Origin of the sequence: Pseudomonas sp. NFACC39-1 (assembly GCF_900110355.1) — a bacterium.
Taxonomy (GTDB): domain Bacteria; phylum Pseudomonadota; class Gammaproteobacteria; order Pseudomonadales; family Pseudomonadaceae; genus Aquipseudomonas; species Aquipseudomonas tehranensis.
In genome coordinates this window covers 129,775-147,076 of sequence record NZ_FODL01000002.1, presented here as the reverse complement: position 1 = coordinate 147,076, position 17,302 = coordinate 129,775, and the positions used below count along the sequence as shown (strand labels likewise).

The window sequence follows — 17,302 nt, the reverse complement described above, 5'->3', positions numbered from 1 at the left end:
GATCGCGGGCAACTTGAACCGCCGGTAGTCTGGCAAGTTACAGGCCAGCCTTTCAACAAAAGCCCAGCCTTTTGTTTACGCCGGACGAGGCCCGTACGGGCGCCTCGCTCAGAGCCTAGCACTTAGCCTTGCAGCGCACTGAGCGTCAGGTCCAGGCAGTGCCGCGCCTTGGTCACCAGCTCATCGATCTCGTCCTTGCTGATCACCAGCGGCGGCGCAATGATCATGGTGTCACCCACGGCGCGCATGATCAGCCCGTTATCAAAACAGAACTGCCGGCAGATCATGCCCACACCCTTGCCTTCGTAGCGTTTGCGCGTGGCCTTGTCCTGGACCAGTTCGATCGCCCCCAGCAAACCGACCCCGCGCACCTCACCCACCAAGGGATGATCGTTCAGTTCCCGCAGGCGTTGCTGCAAATAGGGTGCCGTTTCGCCGTGAACGCGCTCGATGATCTTTTCGTCGCGCAGGATGCGGATGTTTTCCAGGGCCACCGCCGCGGCAACCGGGTGACCGGAATAGGTAAAACCGTGGTTGAAGTCGCCGCCTTCGTTGAGCACCGCCACCACATCGTCGCGCACGATCAGGCCGCCCATGGGGATATAACCGGAGGTCAGGCCCTTGGCGATGGTCATCATGTGGGGTTTCAACCCGTAATGATCGGTACCGAACCACTCACCGGTGCGACCGAAACCACAGATCACTTCATCGGCCACGAACAGGATGTCGTACTTGGCGAGGATTTCCTTCATGCGCGGCCAGTAGCTGTCCGGCGGCACGATGACTCCGCCCGCGCCCTGGATCGGCTCAGCGATGAAGGCACCGACGTTGTCCACGCCGATCTCCAGGATCTTTTCTTCCAACTGGTTCGCGGCCCATACGCCGAACTCTTCCGGGCTCATGTCGCCGCCCTCGCCGAACCAGTAAGGTTGGGCGATGTGGACAATGCCGGGGATCGGCAGGTCGCCCTGCTCGTGCATGTACGTCATGCCGCCCAGGCTCGCGCCGGCCACGGTCGAACCGTGATAACCGTTCTTGCGGCTGATGATGACTTTTTTGTTCGGCTGGCCCTTGATCGCCCAGTAGTGGCGGACCATACGCAGCATGGTGTCGTTGCCTTCGGAGCCGGAGCCGGTGAAGAACACGTGGTTCATGCCTTCAGGGGCGATGTCGGCGATGGCTTTGGACAATTCCAGTACCGGCGGGTGAGCGGTCTGGAAGAACAGGTTGTAGTACGGCAGCTCGCGCATCTGCTGGCTGGCGGCGTCGGCCAGTTCGTCGCGGCCGTAGCCGACGGCCACGCACCAGAGGCCGGCCATGCCATCGAGGATCTTGTTGCCTTCACTGTCCCAGAGATAAACGCCCTTGGCGTGGGTGATGATGCGCGGGCCTTTCTCTTTGAGCTGCTTGAAGTCGCTGAATGGCGCCAGGTGGTGATCGTTGCTCAGGGCCTGCCATTTACGGGTTTGCGGATTGTTGCCGGTCATGCGAATTCTCCTTGTAGATCGGTGGGGGCGCAGCTGCCTGAAGCAGCCCCGCCCGGCGCTTCAGACGGCAAAGAGCAGGAATTCCCGCTCCCACGAACTGATGACGCGCTTGAAGTTTTCATGCTCGGCCCGCTTGACCGCGACGTAGCCTGTGATGAATTTCTTGCCCAGGTATTTCTCGATGGTGGCGCTGTTTTCCATGCGCTCGAGGGCATCTTCGATGGTCAGTGGCAGGCGCAGGTTGCGACGTTCATACCCTCGCCCCACCACCGGCGCGCTCGGGTTGATGCCTTCGACCATGCCGATGTAGCCGCACAACAGGCTGGCGGCGATCGCCAGGTACGGGTTGGCGTCGGCGCCCGGCAAACGGTTTTCCACCCGACGGTTCTGCGGCCCGGCTTCCGGCACACGCAGGCCCACGGTGCGGTTCTCTTCACCCCATTCCACATTCACCGGCGCCGATGTATCCGGCAGGAAGCGGCGGAACGAGTTCACGTTGGGGGCGAACAGCGGCAGCAGTTCGGGGATGAACTTCTGCAGCCCCCCGATGTGATTCAGGAACAGCGTGCTCATGGTCCCGTCTTCATTGGAAAAGACGTTCTTGCCGGTGTCTTTGTCGATGATGCTCTGGTGCAGGTGCATCGCACTGCCGGGCTCGCCGGTCATGGGCTTGGCCATGAAGGTGGCGGCTACGTTGTGCTTGAGCGCCGCCTCGCGCATGGTGCGCTTAAACACCAGGATCTGGTCGGCCAGGGACAAGGCGTCGCCGTGACGGAAATTGATCTCCATCTGCGCCGTGCCGTCCTCATGGATCAGCGTGTCGAGGTCCAGCTCCTGCAGTTCACACCAGTCGTAGACGTCCTCGAACAACGGGTCGAATTCGTTGGCCGCTTCGATCGAGAACGACTGACGACCGGTTTCCGGGCGACCGGAGCGGCCAATGGGCGGCTGCAACGGGAAGTCCGGGTCGTCGCTGCGCTTGGTCAGGTAGAACTCCATTTCCGGCGCGACGATCGGTTGCCAGCCCTTGTCGGCATAGAGCTTGAGCACTTTCTTGAGCACGTTGCGCGGCGACAGTTCGATCGGGTTGCCATGCTTGTCGTAGGAGTCGTGGATAACCTGGGCGGTGGGCTCAATGGCCCAGGGCACAAGAAACACTGCGTTTTCGTCCGGGCGGCACATCATGTCGATGTCGGCAGGGTCGAGCAGTTCGTAATAGATGTCGTCTTCGACATAGTCGCCCGTAACGGTCTGGAGCAGAACGCTCTCGGGCAGGCGCATGCCTTTTTCGGCAATGAACTTGTTGGTCGGCGAAATCTTGCCCCGGGTGATACCGGTCAAGTCGCCAATCATGCATTCGACTTCTGTGATCTTATGGTCTTTCAACCAATCGGTGAGCTGGTCGAGGTTGTTACTCATAAATGCCTCTAGGCGTGAGTTTCCTGGCTGCCATTTAGTAGTCAGGCGTTGTTTGACGCATCGGCGTCGCGTTGTGTTGCCCTTGCCCGGCAGGCATCGCCAAATGCCTGGAAAATCGCAAGGTAGTGCGGATGGGAGCTTACCTCCCATTCAGGGTGCCATTGCACACCTAAAGCAAAAGCCTTGCCTCCTGGCACCGACACAGCCTCGATCAGGCCATCCGGCGCCACCGCTTCGGCCCGCAACCCCGGTGCCAGACGCTCGATACCCTGGCTGTGGATCGAATTGACCTGAATCACCTGCGGCAGCCCCAGACCTGCCAGGATGCCGCCAGGCTGGGTATGCACGGCGTGGGCAGGACCGTATTGGACATCCACCGCTTGAGTGTCGTCTTCACGATGATCAATGAACGTTCCGACTTCATGAACTTTCTGATGCAGGCTGCCGCCAAAGGCTACGTTCATCTCCTGGAACCCACGACAGATACCCAGCACCGGGATGCCGGCAGCTACAGCGGCGCGGATCAACGGTAGGGTGGTGGCATCGCGTGCAGGATCATGTGCAGTGCCCGGCGCGCTGGCGGGGCCCTGATAATGAAAAGGTTCTACATTGGAAGGAGAGCCGGTAAAAAGAATGCCGTCCAGGGCGTCCAGAATATCGGACGGCGAGAACAGATCCGCCAGGGACGGGATCATCATGGGCAGACCCTTGGCGGCTGTCGCGACAGCCCGGGAATATTTATCGCCACTGATGTGATAAGCATGCAGACCGATCTGCTTGGAGCAGGTGGTGACGCCGATTAACGGCAGGCGAGACATGAAGCACCCCGGTATTATTGCTGTTATGGGTTTGAATCGAGCTTAGCCTTGTTCATTTTTTTACACAACACCCCCGTAAAAAATACAACACGGCCCGCTCAAGCCTGCGGGCGTCGTCTCCTCCAAAGGGAAAAAAACGCCCCAAATTGCCTCAAAAAAGCCCCGCAGGTGCTTTTTTAGAGCAAAAAAGGCCCAGCTTGACTTCGGCATGCCGTTCGGGTTGACTGGGTTTAGAAGAGATCAATGATTGATATTTTTAACAACAAAGGTGTTGCATCATGTCGGTACCCCCGCGTGCCGTTCAGCTTAACGAAGCGAACGCGTTCCTTAAGGAACATCCTGAGGTTCTGTACGTTGACCTTCTGATTGCGGATATGAATGGTGTGGTGCGCGGCAAGCGCATTGAACGCACCAGCCTCCACAAGGTTTACGAGAAAGGCATCAACCTGCCGGCCTCTTTATTTGCCCTGGATATCAATGGCTCCACGGTGGAAAGCACCGGCCTGGGCCTGGACATCGGCGACGCTGACCGGATCTGTTATCCAATCCCTGACACCCTGTGCAACGAGCCCTGGCAGAAGCGTCCTACCGCGCAACTGTTAATGACCATGCACGAACTTGAAGGTGACCCTTTCTTTGCCGACCCTCGCGAAGTGCTGCGCCAAGTCGTGACCAAGTTCGATGAGCTGGGCCTGACCATTTGCGCGGCATTCGAGCTGGAGTTCTACCTGATCGACCAGGAGAACGTGAATGGACGCCCACAGCCGCCCCGCTCGCCGATCTCCGGCAAACGCCCGCACTCGACACAGGTCTACCTGATCGACGACCTCGACGAATACGTCGATTGCCTCCAGGACATTCTGGAGGGAGCCAAGGAGCAAGGCATTCCCGCCGATGCCATCGTCAAGGAAAGTGCCCCGGCGCAGTTCGAAGTGAACCTGCACCACGTGGCCGACCCGATCAAGGCCTGCGACTACGCGGTACTGCTCAAGCGCCTGATCAAGAACATCGCCTACGACCATGAAATGGACACCACCTTCATGGCCAAGCCGTATCCAGGCCAGGCGGGCAACGGTCTGCACGTTCACATTTCGATTCTGGACAAGGATGGCAAGAATATTTTTGCCAGCGAGGATCCCGAGCAGAACGCCGCACTGCGTCACGCGATCGGCGGTGTGCTCGAGACCCTACCGGCGCAGATGGCTTTCCTCTGCCCGAACGTGAACTCCTACCGTCGTTTCGGCGCACAGTTCTACGTGCCGAACTCGCCGACCTGGGGCCTGGACAACCGCACCGTGGCCCTGCGCGTACCCACCGGCTCCGCCGATGCGGTGCGCCTGGAACACCGCGTGGCCGGCGCCGACGCCAACCCGTATCTGCTGATGGCCGCCGTACTGGCTGGCGTGCACCATGGCCTGGTCAACAAGATCGAGCCCGGTGCGCCGGTGGAAGGCAACAGCTACGAGCAGAACGAGCAAAGCCTGCCGAACAACCTGCGCGATGCCCTGCGCGAGCTGGACGACAGCGAAGTCATGGCCAAGTACATCGATCCGAAATACATCGATATCTTCGTGGCCTGCAAGGAAAGCGAGCTGGAGGAGTTCGAACATTCCATCTCCGACCTTGAGTACAACTGGTACCTGCATACCGTGTAAGCGGTTGCAGTAAAAATGACGCCGCGGCCCTTAAAGGCTGCGGCGTTTTTTTTGGCTGTTCACAACACCCATTGTGGTGAGGGAGCTTGCTCCCGCTGGGCTGCGCAGCAGCCCCAAAAAAGCTAAATCGGTCAACCTGAAGCACCGCAGTGACTGACTTCGGGGCTGCTTCGCAGCCCAGCGGGAGCAAGCTCCCTTGCCACAGGAATTCCTTTCCCCACAAGCACAAGCTATGGACCCACCGCCCGCTCTGCGTACAATGCCCGGCAGCCCCGCAGGAGACACCGATGACTCGCACCGCCACCCCTCGCAAGCCTCGCGCCCGCAGCCAGGCCCGGATCGACTCGATTCTCGATGCCGCCCGCACGCTGCTTGCTGCCGAAGGCGTGGCCAGCCTGTCGATCTACAGCGTCGCCGAACGCGCCGGCATCCCGCCCTCCTCGGTGTATCACTTCTTCGCCAGCGTCCCGGCCCTGCTGCAAGGGCTGACCGCCGACGTCCACGCGGCCTTTCGCGCCTGCCTGCAAGTGCCGATCGATCATGCGCGACTGAACCACTGGCACGACCTGTCGCGGTTGGTGGAGCAACGCATGCTCACCATCTACAGCCAGGACGCCGCCGCCCGCCAACTGATCCTGGCCCAACATGGCCTGACCGAAGTCATCCAGGCCGACCGCCAGCACGATCTCGAACTCGGCGAATTGTTGCACAAGCTCTTCGCTCGCCATTTCGAGCTGCCAGCACTGCCCCATGATGTTGATGTGTTTGCCCTGGCCATGGAACTGGGCGACCGCGTCTACGCCCGCTCGGTGCAGCAACACGGCCAGATCACCCCGCGCATGGCCGAAGAAGGCATGCGGGTGTTCGATGCTTACCTGGGGTTGTATCTGCCACCGTATTTGCCCAAACGTGAGAGCGTCTGACGCAACCTCATCATGCGGTGGGCGCCCTCGCGATAGCGTCGGATCCAGCAGCATTGATGGCTGATAGACCGCTATCGCGAGCAGGCTCGCTCCCACAGGTTTTGCGTTTGCCTTAGCGATTGGGCTGTGGGGTGAGGCGCAGGTAGGGCTTCACCGCGCGATAGCCTTTAGGGAAACGCTGTTTGATTTCGTCTTCATCCTTGAGCGACGGCACAATCACTACTTCATCGCCCTCCTGCCAATTGGCCGGGGTGGCGACTTTGTAGTTGTCGGTCAGTTGCAATGAGTCGATCACCCGCAGGATCTCGTTGAAATTGCGCCCGGTGCTGGCCGGATAGGTGATGGTCAGGCGAATCTTCTTGTTCGGGTCGATTATGAACAGAGAACGCACGGTCAGGGTGTCGCTGGCGTTGGGGTGAATCAGGTCATACAGGTCCGAGACCTTGCGGTCAGCGTCAGCCAGGATCGGGAAATTGACGACCGCGTTCTGAGTTTCGTTGATGTCCTCGATCCATTTCTGGTGCGAGTCCACCGGGTCCACCGATAGCGCGATGGCCTTGACGCCGCGTTTGTCGAATTCACCCTTGAGGTTGGCGGTCAAGCCCAGCTCGGTGGTGCATACCGGGGTGAAATCCGCCGGGTGGGAAAACAGCACACCCCAGCTATCGCCGAGCCATTGGTGGAAGCGGATCTTGCCCGCGCTGGAATCCTGTTCGAAGTCGGGGGCGATGTCGCCCAGTCTGAGACTCATGTGCAGCTCCTGATGGGGTGCTTGGGGAGCCCAACTGTGCCTGCGTTTGACTCGGCTTAGAAAGACCGAATGTCGATTTGTTTATAACGTTTTCAAATATTAAAAAACTGTTCACTGGCGCCGGAGCACCATCGGAGCCAGGATTGCCCTGAGGTTCGAGAAAGCCTCGATTTGCTGAAAGAGGAGAAGCTTCGAGAAAGGCTACAGGGGTGGGCCCGACTCGAAAACGCAAAAAGCCCCGTCCGGTGTGTTGCCGAGCGGGGCTTTTTCTTATCGGCTTTGTTTGCGCCTTTGATAAGTAAATTATTGGCCCGCTGTCTGGACGACCGGCTAGGATAGGCAGCATGAACACTCAAGCCTTGTTGACTCATCTGCAAAACCATTTGCCTGATCTACTCGCGGTCTACCTGTTCGGCAGCCATGCACAGGGGACCGCAGGCCCCGACAGTGATGTCGATATGGCAGTGCTCTTGCCTGGCCGGGTCGACCCTGTGTTGTTATGGCAGCTTTCAGGAGACTTGGCGGATATCGCCGGGAGTCCGGTGGACCTGATTGATTTAGGCGCGGCAACGACCGTCATGCAATACCAGATCGTGACCCGAGGTCGGCGACTGTGGGCCAGGGACGTCCAGGCGGGGCTGTTCGAAAGTTTTATTCTCAGTGAAAAAACCGCTTTCGACGCCGCTCGGGCCGGCCTGCTCAAGGACATTCACACAGAAGGCAATGTGTATGGTCGATGATGTATTGGTCAACAAAGCGGCGAGCATTGAGCGCTGCGTCGCCAGGGTGCGGGAGGAATACGACAAGGATCCAGCCACCTTCGCGACTGATTTCACTCGCCAGGATTCGGCTGTTCTGAATATTCAGCGTGCGTGTGAAGCGGCACTGGATATGGGCCAACATTTGATTCGCCGCGAGCGATTGGGCGTCCCGCAAAGTGCCCGGGATGTCTTCGAGTTGCTTTTTCAAGGTGGCTGGGTGGAAGAAGGCTTGGTGAAAAATCTGAAAAACATGGTGGGTTTCAGAAATATCGCCGTGCATGACTATCAAGCCCTGCAACTGCCAATCATGGTTGCCATCATTACCCGGCACCTGGACGACTTTCTGGCATTCAGCGCGTTCATCCTGCGTAAAGACGCCACCCAGTCAGCACCATAGCGCTGCCCCGAAAACGCAAAAAGCCCTGTCCGGTGTGTTGCCGGGCGGGGCTTTTTTTATGGCTCTACGTCTTACATGAAGTTGTAAGTGTAGTTGAAGATCACGCGAGTCTGATCCTGGTCGGCGATACCAGTGCTGCTGCCACGGTAGGTGCCGTGACGCAGGGTAGTGCCGAAGCCCTTCAGAGGACCTTGCTGGACAACGTAGTCCAGGCGCATGTCGCGTTCCCACTCGGACGAATCGCTTCCGCCGGTAGAGGACTTAATGTCATCACCATGCAGGTAGGAAACGGCTGCTTTCAGGCCAGGAACGCCCAGACCGGTGAAGTCGTACGAGTATTGACCGAACGTGGTGTTTTCACCTGCGCGGACGAACTGGTGAATCATGCTATCGGAGAACAGGTAGAAGCTAGAGCCGCCAGCCCCTTCGTTACGACCGCTGTCATTGAGCAGGCTGCCCTGATTCAGATAGACGAAACCACCGTCATCACCGATTTGCTGGTGACCCAACAGGAATGCGCTGCCACCCAAGGTGTAGGTGAACATGGCGCTCCAAGTCTTGTTATCGACCTCGCCCGGGGTCTTGGCATAACCACCGTTGTTGTTGAACCGATAACCGGCATCGCCGTTGCGGCCATCCGAGCTGCTGTCGAAGTAACGCAGGTCAGTCTTGAACGACTGGTTTTCGCTGATCGGAAAAACGTGCACCGCGCCCAGGAAGTGCTGCTTGTAATAGTCTTGCAGGTTGGCGTAGTAGTACTGCAGGGTCAGGTCCTTGGTGACTTTCCAGTCGGCGCCACCGTAACGGAACTGGTTGCTGTCCTGAGTACCGCCATTCACTGCCAGACCGGTGCTGTTAGTCCCTGCACGGCCAACGGCGTGTTCCAGTTGACCGGCGTTAAAGGTCACGCCGTCGATTTCCTTGGAGGTGATGGTGCCACCTTCAAAGGTCTGCGGCAGCAGACGGCCATCGCTGGCGATCAGGATCGGCAGGTTCGGCATCAACGCCCCACCTACGTGTGCTTCGGTCTTCGAGAAAAGCGCTTTGACGTTGCCCGACAGACGGCTCCAGTTATGCACGGCCGTACCGTCAGTATCGCTTGGTATGAAGGAGTTGTTATCCGGGTGGTGATCCGCGCCGCCACCAAGGTGGATACCGACCAGTGCCTGGGCGTCGATACCAAAACCGACAACACCCTGGGTGAAGCCAGACTTGTAATCAAACTTCAGGCCAGTGGCCGTTTCGCGCTGGTCCGAACCGCCTCGCTCGCGGTTATCGTTATCGAAGTACAGCGTACGGGAACTGACAGACGCCTTGCTGTCCTCGATAAAACCGGCGGCGCCTGCCTGCTGCGCCAGAACCCCAACGGCCACAGCCAGGGCCAAGGTGGACTTGTTCATGCTTCGCTCCTCTCGTTTTCTAATTCTTGTGTGTCTTTGGTTTCCGGTCGAACGCCCGGAATCCGCGGATGCTTGATTAGCGCCAGTCTGTGACTGGCAAGTCAATCGTAACCATTTGTGATTACGACCAAGGTCTAACCCTGCGACACCGGCCCGCAGAATAATGGGTTGTTTATAAATCTAAAAAGAATTGTTTCATCATTTTTCAGCTCATTTGGAAATATCACCGCCATCAAAGCGTCATCCAACCGTGACATGGCATATCGGCCAGTCTGGGGATTACTGAATGTTTTTATTGATAGCGGTTCTGCAGTGTGGCGATCCTGGGAAACGCAGCAGGCTCCCAAGCATTCCAACTGCAGCACTCATGGACAAAACAGCGTAGCTGCGATCTTGATAGATTCCAGCCTGACGGATCATTGTCTGGAATCAAGAAGGTCGCAGCTACGCGGTTCACTCCGATGGGCGGCTCCCCCAGGCAGGGCACTTAGAGGGCTTTTTCGAAGATTTTCGAATTGCGCTGATAGTTGTACAGCGATGCCCGCGCCGCTGGCAGACGCTCGACACTGCTGGGCTCAAAGCCCCGCTCGCGGAACCAATGGGCCGTACGGGTGGTGAGTACGAACAGCGTCTTGAGTCCTTTGGCCCGAGCCCGGCTTTCAATCCGCTCCAGCAGCTCATCGCCACGACCGCCGTGGCGGTATTCCGGATTCACCGCCAGGCACGCCAGCTCCCCGGCATCCGAGTCGGCGATTTGGTAAAGCGCCGCGCAGGCGATGATCATGCCTTCGCGTTCGACCACGCTGAACTGCTCAATCTCACGCTCCAGCACTTCGCGGGAACGACGCACCAGAATCCCCTGCTCTTCCAGCGGGCTGATCAGGTCCAGCAAACCGCCGACATCCTCGATGGCCGCTTCGCGCACCACCTCGAATTGTTCCTGGGCCACCAGCGTACCGCTGCCATCGCGGGTAAACAGTTCGGCCAGCAACGCACCGTCTTCGACGTAGCTGACGATATGACTGCGCGCCACACCACCGCGACAGGCCTGGGCCGCCGCATCCAGCAGCTCGGCCTGATAGTCGCCGCCCAGCCGTTGCATGTGGGCCGGGACCTGTTGCGGGCGCAACTCGCGTACCAACCGACCATCTTCGCCGATCAGCCCCTGCTCGGCACCGAACAGCAGCAGTTTGTCGGCTGCCAGATCAATGGCCGCCCGGGTCGCGACGTCTTCGCAGGCGAGGTTGAAAATCTCCCCGGTCGGCGAATAGCCCAATGGTGACAGCAGGACGATGGAGCGCTCGTCCAGAAGGCGATTGATGCCCTTGCGATCGACCCGACGGACTTCGCCGGTGTGGTGATAATCCACGCCTTCCAGTACGCCGATGGGCCGTGCCGTCACCAGGTTGCCGCTGGCGACACGCAGGCGCGAACCCTGCATCGGCGAGGACGCCATGTCCATCGACAGCCGCGCTTCGATAGCAATGCGCAACTGGCCGACAGCGTCGATCACGCACTCCAGGGTTGCAGCGTCGGTGATGCGCATACCGTGGTGGTAATGGGGCGTCAGGCCCCGCGCGGCGAGGCGGGTTTCGATCTGTGGGCGCGAACCATGAACCAATACCAGGCGCACACCCAGGCTGTGCAGCAACACCAGGTCATGGACGATGTTGCCGAAGTTCGGATGTTCCACACCATCGCCGGGCAGCATGACGATGAAGGTGCAATCGCGGTGGGCGTTGATGTAGGGCGAAGCGTGACGAAGCCAATTGACGTATTCGGGCATGAACCTGGGCCTGTAATAAATAGCAGCCGAAAAAAGACGAAACGGAACGCACAGCGGGCTGATGGTTATCGTCGGAACAGGCTTGGCGACACGCGCGCTCTCCTCATGAATACGGGCCCGGATGTGGGCAATTTAGCCGGCCGTGGCCGGTGTCAGGCAGTAATGTTCGATCAGTTGCCGCAATAGCTGCACGGTAGGTTGCAAACGTGACATTTCAAGGTACTCGCCCGGTTGGTGGGCACAGGCGATATCGCCGGGGCCAAGTACCAGGGTTTCGCAGCCAAGACGCTGAAGATAAGGCGCTTCGGTGCCAAACGCCACTGCTTCGGCACGATGGCCGGTGAGTCGCTCGGCCACTCGCACCAGTTCGCAGTCTTCGGCCTGCTCGAAGGGCGGCACCTCGGGAAACAGCGGTGCGTAGTCGATCTTGACTTTATGGCGCTCGGCGATGGGATTGAGCTTCTGCTGGATCGCAGCCCGCAAGACATTCGGGTCCATGCCAGGCAATGGCCGCAGGTCGAACTCCATGGAGCACTGGCCGCAAATCCGGTTGGGGTTGTCGCCGCCGTGGATGCAGCCGAAATTCAGGGTTGGCTGTGGCACGGTGAATTGCGGGTTACGAAATTCGCGCTGCCATTGCAGGCGCAGGCCACGCAATTCGCCCATGGCGTCGTGCATCGCTTCAAGGGCGCTGTGACCCAGGCTCGGGTCGGAGGAATGGCCGCTGCGCCCAAGGATATCGATGCGCTCCATCATGATGCCTTTGTGCATCCGGATCGGCTTGAGGCCAGTCGGCTCGCCGATCACCGCCGCGCGCCCCAAGGGCCGGCCGGCATCGGCCAGGGCCCGGGCCCCGGACATCGAGCTTTCTTCGTCGCAGGTGGCGAGAATCAGCAGGGGTTGCTTGAACGGCTGGTCCAGCAGGGGCTTGACCGCTTCGATGGCCAGGGCGAAAAAACCCTTCATGTCGCAACTGCCCAGGCCCACCCAACGACCATCAACCTCGGTAAGTTTCAGCGGGTCGGTCTGCCATAACGCACCGTCGAACGGCACCGTGTCGCTGTGCCCGGCCAGCACCAGGCCTCCGGGACCGCTGCCGAAACTGGCCAGTAAATTGAACTTGCCGGGGTTGACCTGCTGGATATCACAGGAGAACCCCAGGTCGGCGAGCCAGCCCGCCAGCAGTTCGATCACGGCACTGTTGGACTGGTCCAGCCCAGGCTGGGTACAACTGACCGAAGGCGTGGCGACCAGGGCAGCGAACTGATCTTTCATGGATGGCAAAGGCATCGCTGGCTCCGGACTTACAAATTGACGTTCATCATAGAACCATCCGGCGCAAGGAAGAAACCGTCGCGGCGCGTAGGACGGATGAGTCCTGTACACTGCACGACCTTGGCAGCCACACCTTCCCCCGGCTGCGCACTCGATCCCTGGATTTTCCGGCCATGCAGAAAGAAACCGAAATCAAACTCCGCGTCAGCCGCGAGACCCTGGCAGCCTTGCGCGAGCACCCATTGCTCAAGAAACGCAACAAAAGCGGCTGGGAACGCCACGAACTGATGAACCAGTATTTCGACACGCCAGAGCGTGACCTGGCCGGGGCCAAGGTCGCCCTGCGCCTGCGTCGCGACGGCGAAGAGGTGATCCAGACCCTCAAAACGCGCGGCCAGAGCATCGCCGGCCTGTCCGAGCGCAACGAGTACGACTGGCACCTGCCCAAAGCCAAGCTCGACCTGAAGAAACTCGATGGCGAATGCTGGCCAGAGGCGTTGGCCGAGCTGGACAAAAAAAACCTCAAGGCCATCTTCACCACCGACTTCGTTCGTGAACGCGCGGAAATCGCCTGGGGCCGTGGCAAAAGCAAAGTGGTCATCGAGGCCGCGCTGGACCTGGGCCACGTCGTGGTCGGCAAGCAGAAGGAAGAAATCTGCGAGCTGGAGCTGGAATTGCGCGAAGGCGAACCCGCCGCCCTGCTGGAACTGGCGGCCGAGCTGGCCGCGACCCTGCCCCTGATGCCGTGTGATATCAGCAAGGCCGAGCGTGGCTATCGCCTGCATGATGCGAACAGCTATGCCCTGAGTCTGCCGGCCCCGCAATTGACCGCCGAGATGCCACTCGATGATGCCTTTGCCGCGCTGAGCTGGCATTTGCTGGGCAGCAGCCAGCGTCTGGCCGAACAGTATCGCTTTAACGGCCACTGGCGCCTGCTGCAGGACTGGGTGGAAAACCTGGCCGAACTGCGCGCCCTGCTCAGCAGCCTTGGCCAGGCCGCACCACGCCAATCGACCCATGACCTGCGCGTCGCCCTGGACGCACTGCTGGAAGACTGGCGCCCGTTGGTCCAGGCCGGCCTGGATGACGAAGACGTGCGCAAGGCCGCGCCGGAACAGTTCCTTGAAGAGCTGCAAGACCCGCGCTGGGGCCAATTCTCCCTCAACACTTCGCGCTGGCTGCTGGCCCGTAGCTGGGCTGCCGAGCGCAACACCCGCGGCAATCGCCAGGGCGCAGCCCAACTGGGTAGCTGGCTGCCCCGCCTGCTGGGCGAGGAATCGTCGTCGCTGCAACTGCAACGCTATCAACAACAGCCGGAAGACCTGGCCGAACAGCTGCCGCGCATCGAACGCATCCAGGCCTGGCTGCACCACGCTCGCCAGGTGCTGGAAATCCCGGAAATGGACCGCCTCTACGGGGAGCTGAACAAACTGGCGCAACTGGCCAACGAACCGATTACCGACGAAGCCCTGGAGGCGCGCAAGCAACAGGCGATTGCGGTCTATCAGAATCGGGCCTGGAAGACTTTGCTGCGACTGTAACCGAGATATCGTCGGCGTCTGGAATATCGCCTTCGCGAGCAAGCCCGCTCCCACACTGGATCTTCAGCGAACACAAAATGTGTGTACGACAGAGACCCCATGTGGGAGCGGGCTTGCTCGCGAAGGGATCAGCACATTCACCGCAAATGCCAGCTCAGCGCAGTACCGGCAAACTCGTCGTCGACTTGATCTCCGACAGCGCCACGATCGAGTTCACTTCCTGGATCCCAGGCACCATCGACAGCTTTTCGAAGAAGAAGCGTTCATATGCCTCGATGTCCGCCGTGACGATGCGCAGCATGAAATCCACCGACCCCATCAGCACGTAGCATTCCAGTACCTCGGGAAAGCCGCGAATGGCTTCGGTGAACTCCGTGAAATTTGAACGTCCGTGCGCGTTGAGTTTGATTTCGGCGAATATCTGCGTGTTGAGGCCGATTTTCTTGCGATCGAGCAAGGTCACCTGACCGCGGATAATCCCTTCCTCCTTCATCCGTTGAATTCGCCGCCAACAGGGGGATTGGGACAAGCCCACCTGCTCGGCGATCTGCGCACTGGACAGCGAAGCATCCTCTTGCAGCAGCGCCAGAATCCTGCGGTCGTAGCCGTCCAGTTCACCGTGCATAAATAAACCCTTTTTATGTTAAATTCTGAATAGAATTATTCTTAATATCTGGATAATCATCCATATTAGATAAGAAATACCCCTTCGCGCATGTAAACATTTCTCCATATCCCCGGAGACTGTCCATGCCCCCTCTCGAAGCCGTCACCCCCACCCGCACCGATGTCTGGCACGCTCATAACGCCCATTGTCGCGCCCGCTACCATCTGCTGGCCGAAGCTGAACCGGATCTGCTGTGCCGGGCGCTGAATCTGTTTGCCTTGCAGGGCCTGACACCCCGGCAGGTCCGCGTCGAACGCCACGACGATCTGCTGTCGATGGAACTCCTCATGGACGGCTTGAGCTGGCACCGTGCCCAAGTGCTCGCTGAAAAATTACGTAACCTGATCAGCGTGTGTTCCGTGGACCTGCAAGACGCTGACAGTGCGCGCCTTGAGCCGGCCCAGGCGGCAGGCTGAAAGGCTGTCGGCAAGAATTCGAAACGCATTGGTCGGGTAGTGGCCCAACGGTCCATAGTGTCGGGACTATTCTTTTGCAGACCGAGCGAGGACGCCGAAGCGTCTGTATCGCGGCTTTGCTGCAATTGTCCAATAGGAACCCGCATGTCCACCAAACACGCCACTCAGGACCGCTGGCTGGACCTCAATGATCTGCTGCGCCAATTGGTCGCCCAAGGCTTCATCAGCCAGGACTGTGCCGAAACCGCACTCAATGCGCGCCGGCGCCATAGCGCCAGCGCCCAGCTGCACCCACTGGAGTTCATCGCCAACCAGCATCTGGACGACCTCAGCCGCCCCGGCAAGCGCCTGGACCTGGAAAGCCTGACCCTCTGGCTGTCGCAGCAGGCCGGCCAGCCCTACCTGCGCATCGACCCGCTGAAAATCAACGTGGCGGCCGTCACGCCGCTGATGTCCTACGCCTTTGCCCAGCGCCACAAGATTCTCGCGGTGGCTGTGGACCGCGACGCGGTCACGGTGGCCAGCGCGCAGCCTTACGTCCGCAGTTGGGAAGCAGACTTGACCCATGTGCTCAAGCTGCCGATCCAGCGAGTCGTTGCCAACCCGGTCGATATCCAGCGCTTGAGCGTGGAGTTCTATCGCCTGGCTAAATCGGTCAGCGGCGCCACGACGGTCGACCAGCAACCGAGCAACCTGAGCAATTTCGAACAACTGCTCAACCTGGGCGCCAGCGATCAGGAGCCGGACGCCAACGACGCCCATATCGTCAATATTGTCGACTGGCTGTTCCAGTACGCCTTCCAGCAACGCGCCAGCGATATCCACATCGAACCGCGTCGCGAGCAGGGTACGGTGCGCTTTCGCATCGACGGGGTGCTGCACACCGTCTATCAGTTCCCGCCGCAGGTGACGATGGCAATCATCAGTCGCCTCAAGAGCCTGGGGCGGATGAACGTCGCGGAAAAGCGCAAGCCCCAGGACGGTCGCGTCAAGACCAAGACCCCAGATGGCGGCGAAGTGGAATTACGCCTGTCGACGCTGCCCACGGCGTTTGGCGAAAAAATGGTCATGCGGATCTTCGATCCCGAAGTACTGCTCAAGGACTTCGACCAGCTCGGTTTCTCCGCCGATGACTTGCGCCGCTGGCAAGACATGACCCGTCAGCCCAACGGCATCATCCTGGTGACCGGCCCCACCGGTTCGGGCAAGACCACCACCCTCTACACCACCCTCAAGAAGCTGGCGACGCCGGAGGTAAACCTCTGCACCATCGAAGACCCAATTGAAATGGTCGAAGCGTCCTTCAACCAGATGCAGGTGCAGCACAACATCGACCTGACTTTCGCCGCCGGAGTACGGGCGCTGATGCGGCAAGACCCGGACATCATCATGATCGGCGAGATCCGCGACCTGGAAACCGCCGAAATGGCGATCCAGGCGGCGCTCACCGGACACCTCGTCCTCTCGACCCTGCACACCAACGATGCACCGAGCGCCATCAGTCGTTTGCTGGAACTCGGCGTGCCCCATTACCTGATCAAAGCCACGGTGCTCGGTGTCATGGCCCAGCGCCTGGTACGCACGCTATGCCCGCACTGCAAGGCCCCCCTGACCCTGGATGACGACGATTGGCAAACCCTGACACGCCCCTGGCAGGCCCCGTTGCCGGGCAATGCCCAACAGGCCGTCGGCTGCCTGGAGTGTCGTGACACCGGCTATCGCGGCCGTGCCGGGGTCTACGAAATCATGCAATTGACCGACAGCGTCAAAAGCTTGATTCACCCCGACACCGACCTGCTGGCAGTGCGTCGCCAGGCGTTCAAGGAAGGGATGCGCAGCTTGCGGCTGTCGGGGGCGCAAAAGGTGGCGGCGGGCTTGACCACTGTCGAGGAGGTGTTGCGGGTGACGCCACAGAGTGAGCAGAAGTAGTTGTGGCGAGGGGATTTCTCCCCGTTGGCTTGCGGAGCAAGCCCAATTACAGACAACACAATCGGTCTGAAACACCA

At 59.7% G+C, this 17,302-nt stretch carries 15 protein-coding genes; 7 read left to right on the top strand and 8 right to left on the bottom strand.

Translation table 11 applies throughout. The features are described from left to right. Positions 1-122 precede the first annotated feature (122 nt). The 3 genes from BMY45_RS04945 to BMY45_RS04935 are packed head-to-tail and all read right to left on the bottom strand — an operon-like array spanning position 123 to position 3,724. Positions 123-1,487, bottom strand: coding sequence for an aspartate aminotransferase family protein (locus BMY45_RS04945; protein ID WP_092395287.1), 1,365 nt, complete (start codon positions 1,485-1,487; stop codon positions 123-125). Positions 1,488-1,547: 60 nt separating this feature from the next. Then, positions 1,548-2,906 (bottom strand): glutamine synthetase family protein, encoded by a 1,359-nt coding sequence (locus tag BMY45_RS04940; RefSeq protein ID WP_047226056.1) that lies wholly within the window; start codon positions 2,904-2,906, stop codon positions 1,548-1,550. A gap of 41 nt (positions 2,907-2,947) precedes the next feature. Beyond that, positions 2,948-3,724, bottom strand: coding sequence for a gamma-glutamyl-gamma-aminobutyrate hydrolase family protein (locus tag BMY45_RS04935; RefSeq protein WP_092395284.1), 777 nt, complete (start codon positions 3,722-3,724; stop codon positions 2,948-2,950). 278 nt (positions 3,725-4,002) lie between these two features. On the opposite strand from BMY45_RS04935, the gene BMY45_RS04930 reads away from it, so the two are divergent. After that, positions 4,003-5,379: a glutamine synthetase family protein gene (locus BMY45_RS04930; RefSeq protein ID WP_047226058.1), complete on the top strand. Its 1,377-nt coding sequence runs from the start codon at positions 4,003-4,005 to the stop codon at positions 5,377-5,379. A 287-nt stretch (positions 5,380-5,666) separates the two neighbouring features. Continuing rightward, entirely contained in the window at positions 5,667-6,302 is a 636-nt protein-coding gene (locus tag BMY45_RS04925) for a TetR/AcrR family transcriptional regulator (protein WP_092395281.1), read from the top strand. A 112-nt stretch (positions 6,303-6,414) separates the two neighbouring features. Here the strand turns inward: BMY45_RS04925 and BMY45_RS04920 are convergent, their stop codons facing one another. Further along, on the bottom strand, positions 6,415-7,053 hold the full coding sequence (locus BMY45_RS04920) for a peroxiredoxin (RefSeq protein ID WP_092395278.1): 639 nt from the start codon (positions 7,051-7,053) through the stop codon (positions 6,415-6,417). A gap of 344 nt (positions 7,054-7,397) precedes the next feature. Here BMY45_RS04920 and BMY45_RS04915 point away from each other — a divergent pair, with 344 nt between their 5' ends. Beyond that, the gene (locus BMY45_RS04915; RefSeq protein WP_092395275.1) at positions 7,398-7,793 is read left to right on the top strand and encodes a type VII toxin-antitoxin system MntA family adenylyltransferase antitoxin; all 396 of its coding nucleotides are present in this window, start codon (positions 7,398-7,400) and stop codon (positions 7,791-7,793) included. Next, on the top strand, positions 7,783-8,211 hold the full coding sequence (locus tag BMY45_RS04910) for a type VII toxin-antitoxin system HepT family RNase toxin (RefSeq protein ID WP_092395272.1): 429 nt from the start codon (positions 7,783-7,785) through the stop codon (positions 8,209-8,211). Before BMY45_RS04915 ends, BMY45_RS04910 begins: the two co-directional genes overlap by 11 nt. Positions 8,212-8,282: 71 nt before the next feature. Here the strand turns inward: BMY45_RS04910 and BMY45_RS04905 are convergent, their stop codons facing one another. The 3 genes from BMY45_RS04905 to argE form a co-directional block, all read right to left on the bottom strand. Beyond that, positions 8,283-9,611, bottom strand: a complete 1,329-nt coding sequence (locus tag BMY45_RS04905; RefSeq protein ID WP_092395270.1) for an OprD family outer membrane porin — start codon at positions 9,609-9,611, stop codon at positions 8,283-8,285. Between the two features lie 487 nt (positions 9,612-10,098). Beyond that, positions 10,099-11,397, bottom strand: a complete 1,299-nt coding sequence (gene argA / locus BMY45_RS04900; protein ID WP_092395267.1) for an amino-acid N-acetyltransferase — start codon at positions 11,395-11,397, stop codon at positions 10,099-10,101. 132 nt (positions 11,398-11,529) lie between these two features. Next, a complete protein-coding gene (argE, locus tag BMY45_RS04895; RefSeq protein ID WP_092395264.1) occupies positions 11,530-12,687 on the bottom strand; it encodes an acetylornithine deacetylase in 1,158 nt (385 codons plus the stop codon). Positions 12,688-12,845: 158 nt separating this feature from the next. Here argE and BMY45_RS04890 point away from each other — a divergent pair, with 158 nt between their 5' ends. Beyond that, complete coding sequence (locus BMY45_RS04890; RefSeq protein ID WP_092395261.1) at positions 12,846-14,213, top strand: CYTH domain-containing protein; 1,368 nt, start codon at positions 12,846-12,848, stop codon at positions 14,211-14,213. A 154-nt stretch (positions 14,214-14,367) separates the two neighbouring features. Here the strand turns inward: BMY45_RS04890 and BMY45_RS04885 are convergent, their stop codons facing one another. After that, entirely contained in the window at positions 14,368-14,838 is a 471-nt protein-coding gene (locus BMY45_RS04885) for an Lrp/AsnC family transcriptional regulator (RefSeq protein ID WP_092395258.1), read from the bottom strand. A gap of 125 nt (positions 14,839-14,963) precedes the next feature. Here BMY45_RS04885 and BMY45_RS04880 point away from each other — a divergent pair, with 125 nt between their 5' ends. After that, complete coding sequence (locus tag BMY45_RS04880) at positions 14,964-15,296, top strand: hypothetical protein (protein ID WP_092395255.1); 333 nt, start codon at positions 14,964-14,966, stop codon at positions 15,294-15,296. 144 nt (positions 15,297-15,440) lie between these two features. Continuing rightward, the gene (locus tag BMY45_RS04875; protein WP_092395252.1) at positions 15,441-17,225 is read left to right on the top strand and encodes a type IV pilus assembly ATPase TfpB; all 1,785 of its coding nucleotides are present in this window, start codon (positions 15,441-15,443) and stop codon (positions 17,223-17,225) included. The last annotated feature ends 77 nt before the right edge of the window (positions 17,226-17,302 follow it).

Coding starts and splice junctions, on each gene's coding strand:
- BMY45_RS04940 (WP_047226056.1), bottom strand. CDS start 2,906: ATGAGTAACAACCTCGACCAGCTCACCGATTGGTTGAAAGACCATAAG.
- BMY45_RS04905 (WP_092395270.1), bottom strand. CDS start 9,611: ATGAACAAGTCCACCTTGGCCCTGGCTGTGGCCGTTGGGGTTCTGGCG.
- BMY45_RS04925 (WP_092395281.1), top strand. CDS start 5,667: ATGACTCGCACCGCCACCCCTCGCAAGCCTCGCGCCCGCAGCCAGGCC.
- BMY45_RS04910 (WP_092395272.1), top strand. CDS start 7,783: ATGGTCGATGATGTATTGGTCAACAAAGCGGCGAGCATTGAGCGCTGC.
- argA (WP_092395267.1), bottom strand. CDS start 11,397: ATGCCCGAATACGTCAATTGGCTTCGTCACGCTTCGCCCTACATCAAC.
- BMY45_RS04920 (WP_092395278.1), bottom strand. CDS start 7,053: ATGAGTCTCAGACTGGGCGACATCGCCCCCGACTTCGAACAGGATTCC.
- BMY45_RS04930 (WP_047226058.1), top strand. CDS start 4,003: ATGTCGGTACCCCCGCGTGCCGTTCAGCTTAACGAAGCGAACGCGTTC.
- BMY45_RS04875 (WP_092395252.1), top strand. CDS start 15,441: ATGTCCACCAAACACGCCACTCAGGACCGCTGGCTGGACCTCAATGAT.
- argE (WP_092395264.1), bottom strand. CDS start 12,687: ATGCCTTTGCCATCCATGAAAGATCAGTTCGCTGCCCTGGTCGCCACG.
- BMY45_RS04880 (WP_092395255.1), top strand. CDS start 14,964: ATGCCCCCTCTCGAAGCCGTCACCCCCACCCGCACCGATGTCTGGCAC.
- BMY45_RS04890 (WP_092395261.1), top strand. CDS start 12,846: ATGCAGAAAGAAACCGAAATCAAACTCCGCGTCAGCCGCGAGACCCTG.
- BMY45_RS04935 (WP_092395284.1), bottom strand. CDS start 3,724: ATGTCTCGCCTGCCGTTAATCGGCGTCACCACCTGCTCCAAGCAGATC.
- BMY45_RS04885 (WP_092395258.1), bottom strand. CDS start 14,838: ATGCACGGTGAACTGGACGGCTACGACCGCAGGATTCTGGCGCTGCTG.
- BMY45_RS04915 (WP_092395275.1), top strand. CDS start 7,398: ATGAACACTCAAGCCTTGTTGACTCATCTGCAAAACCATTTGCCTGAT.
- BMY45_RS04945 (WP_092395287.1), bottom strand. CDS start 1,487: ATGACCGGCAACAATCCGCAAACCCGTAAATGGCAGGCCCTGAGCAAC.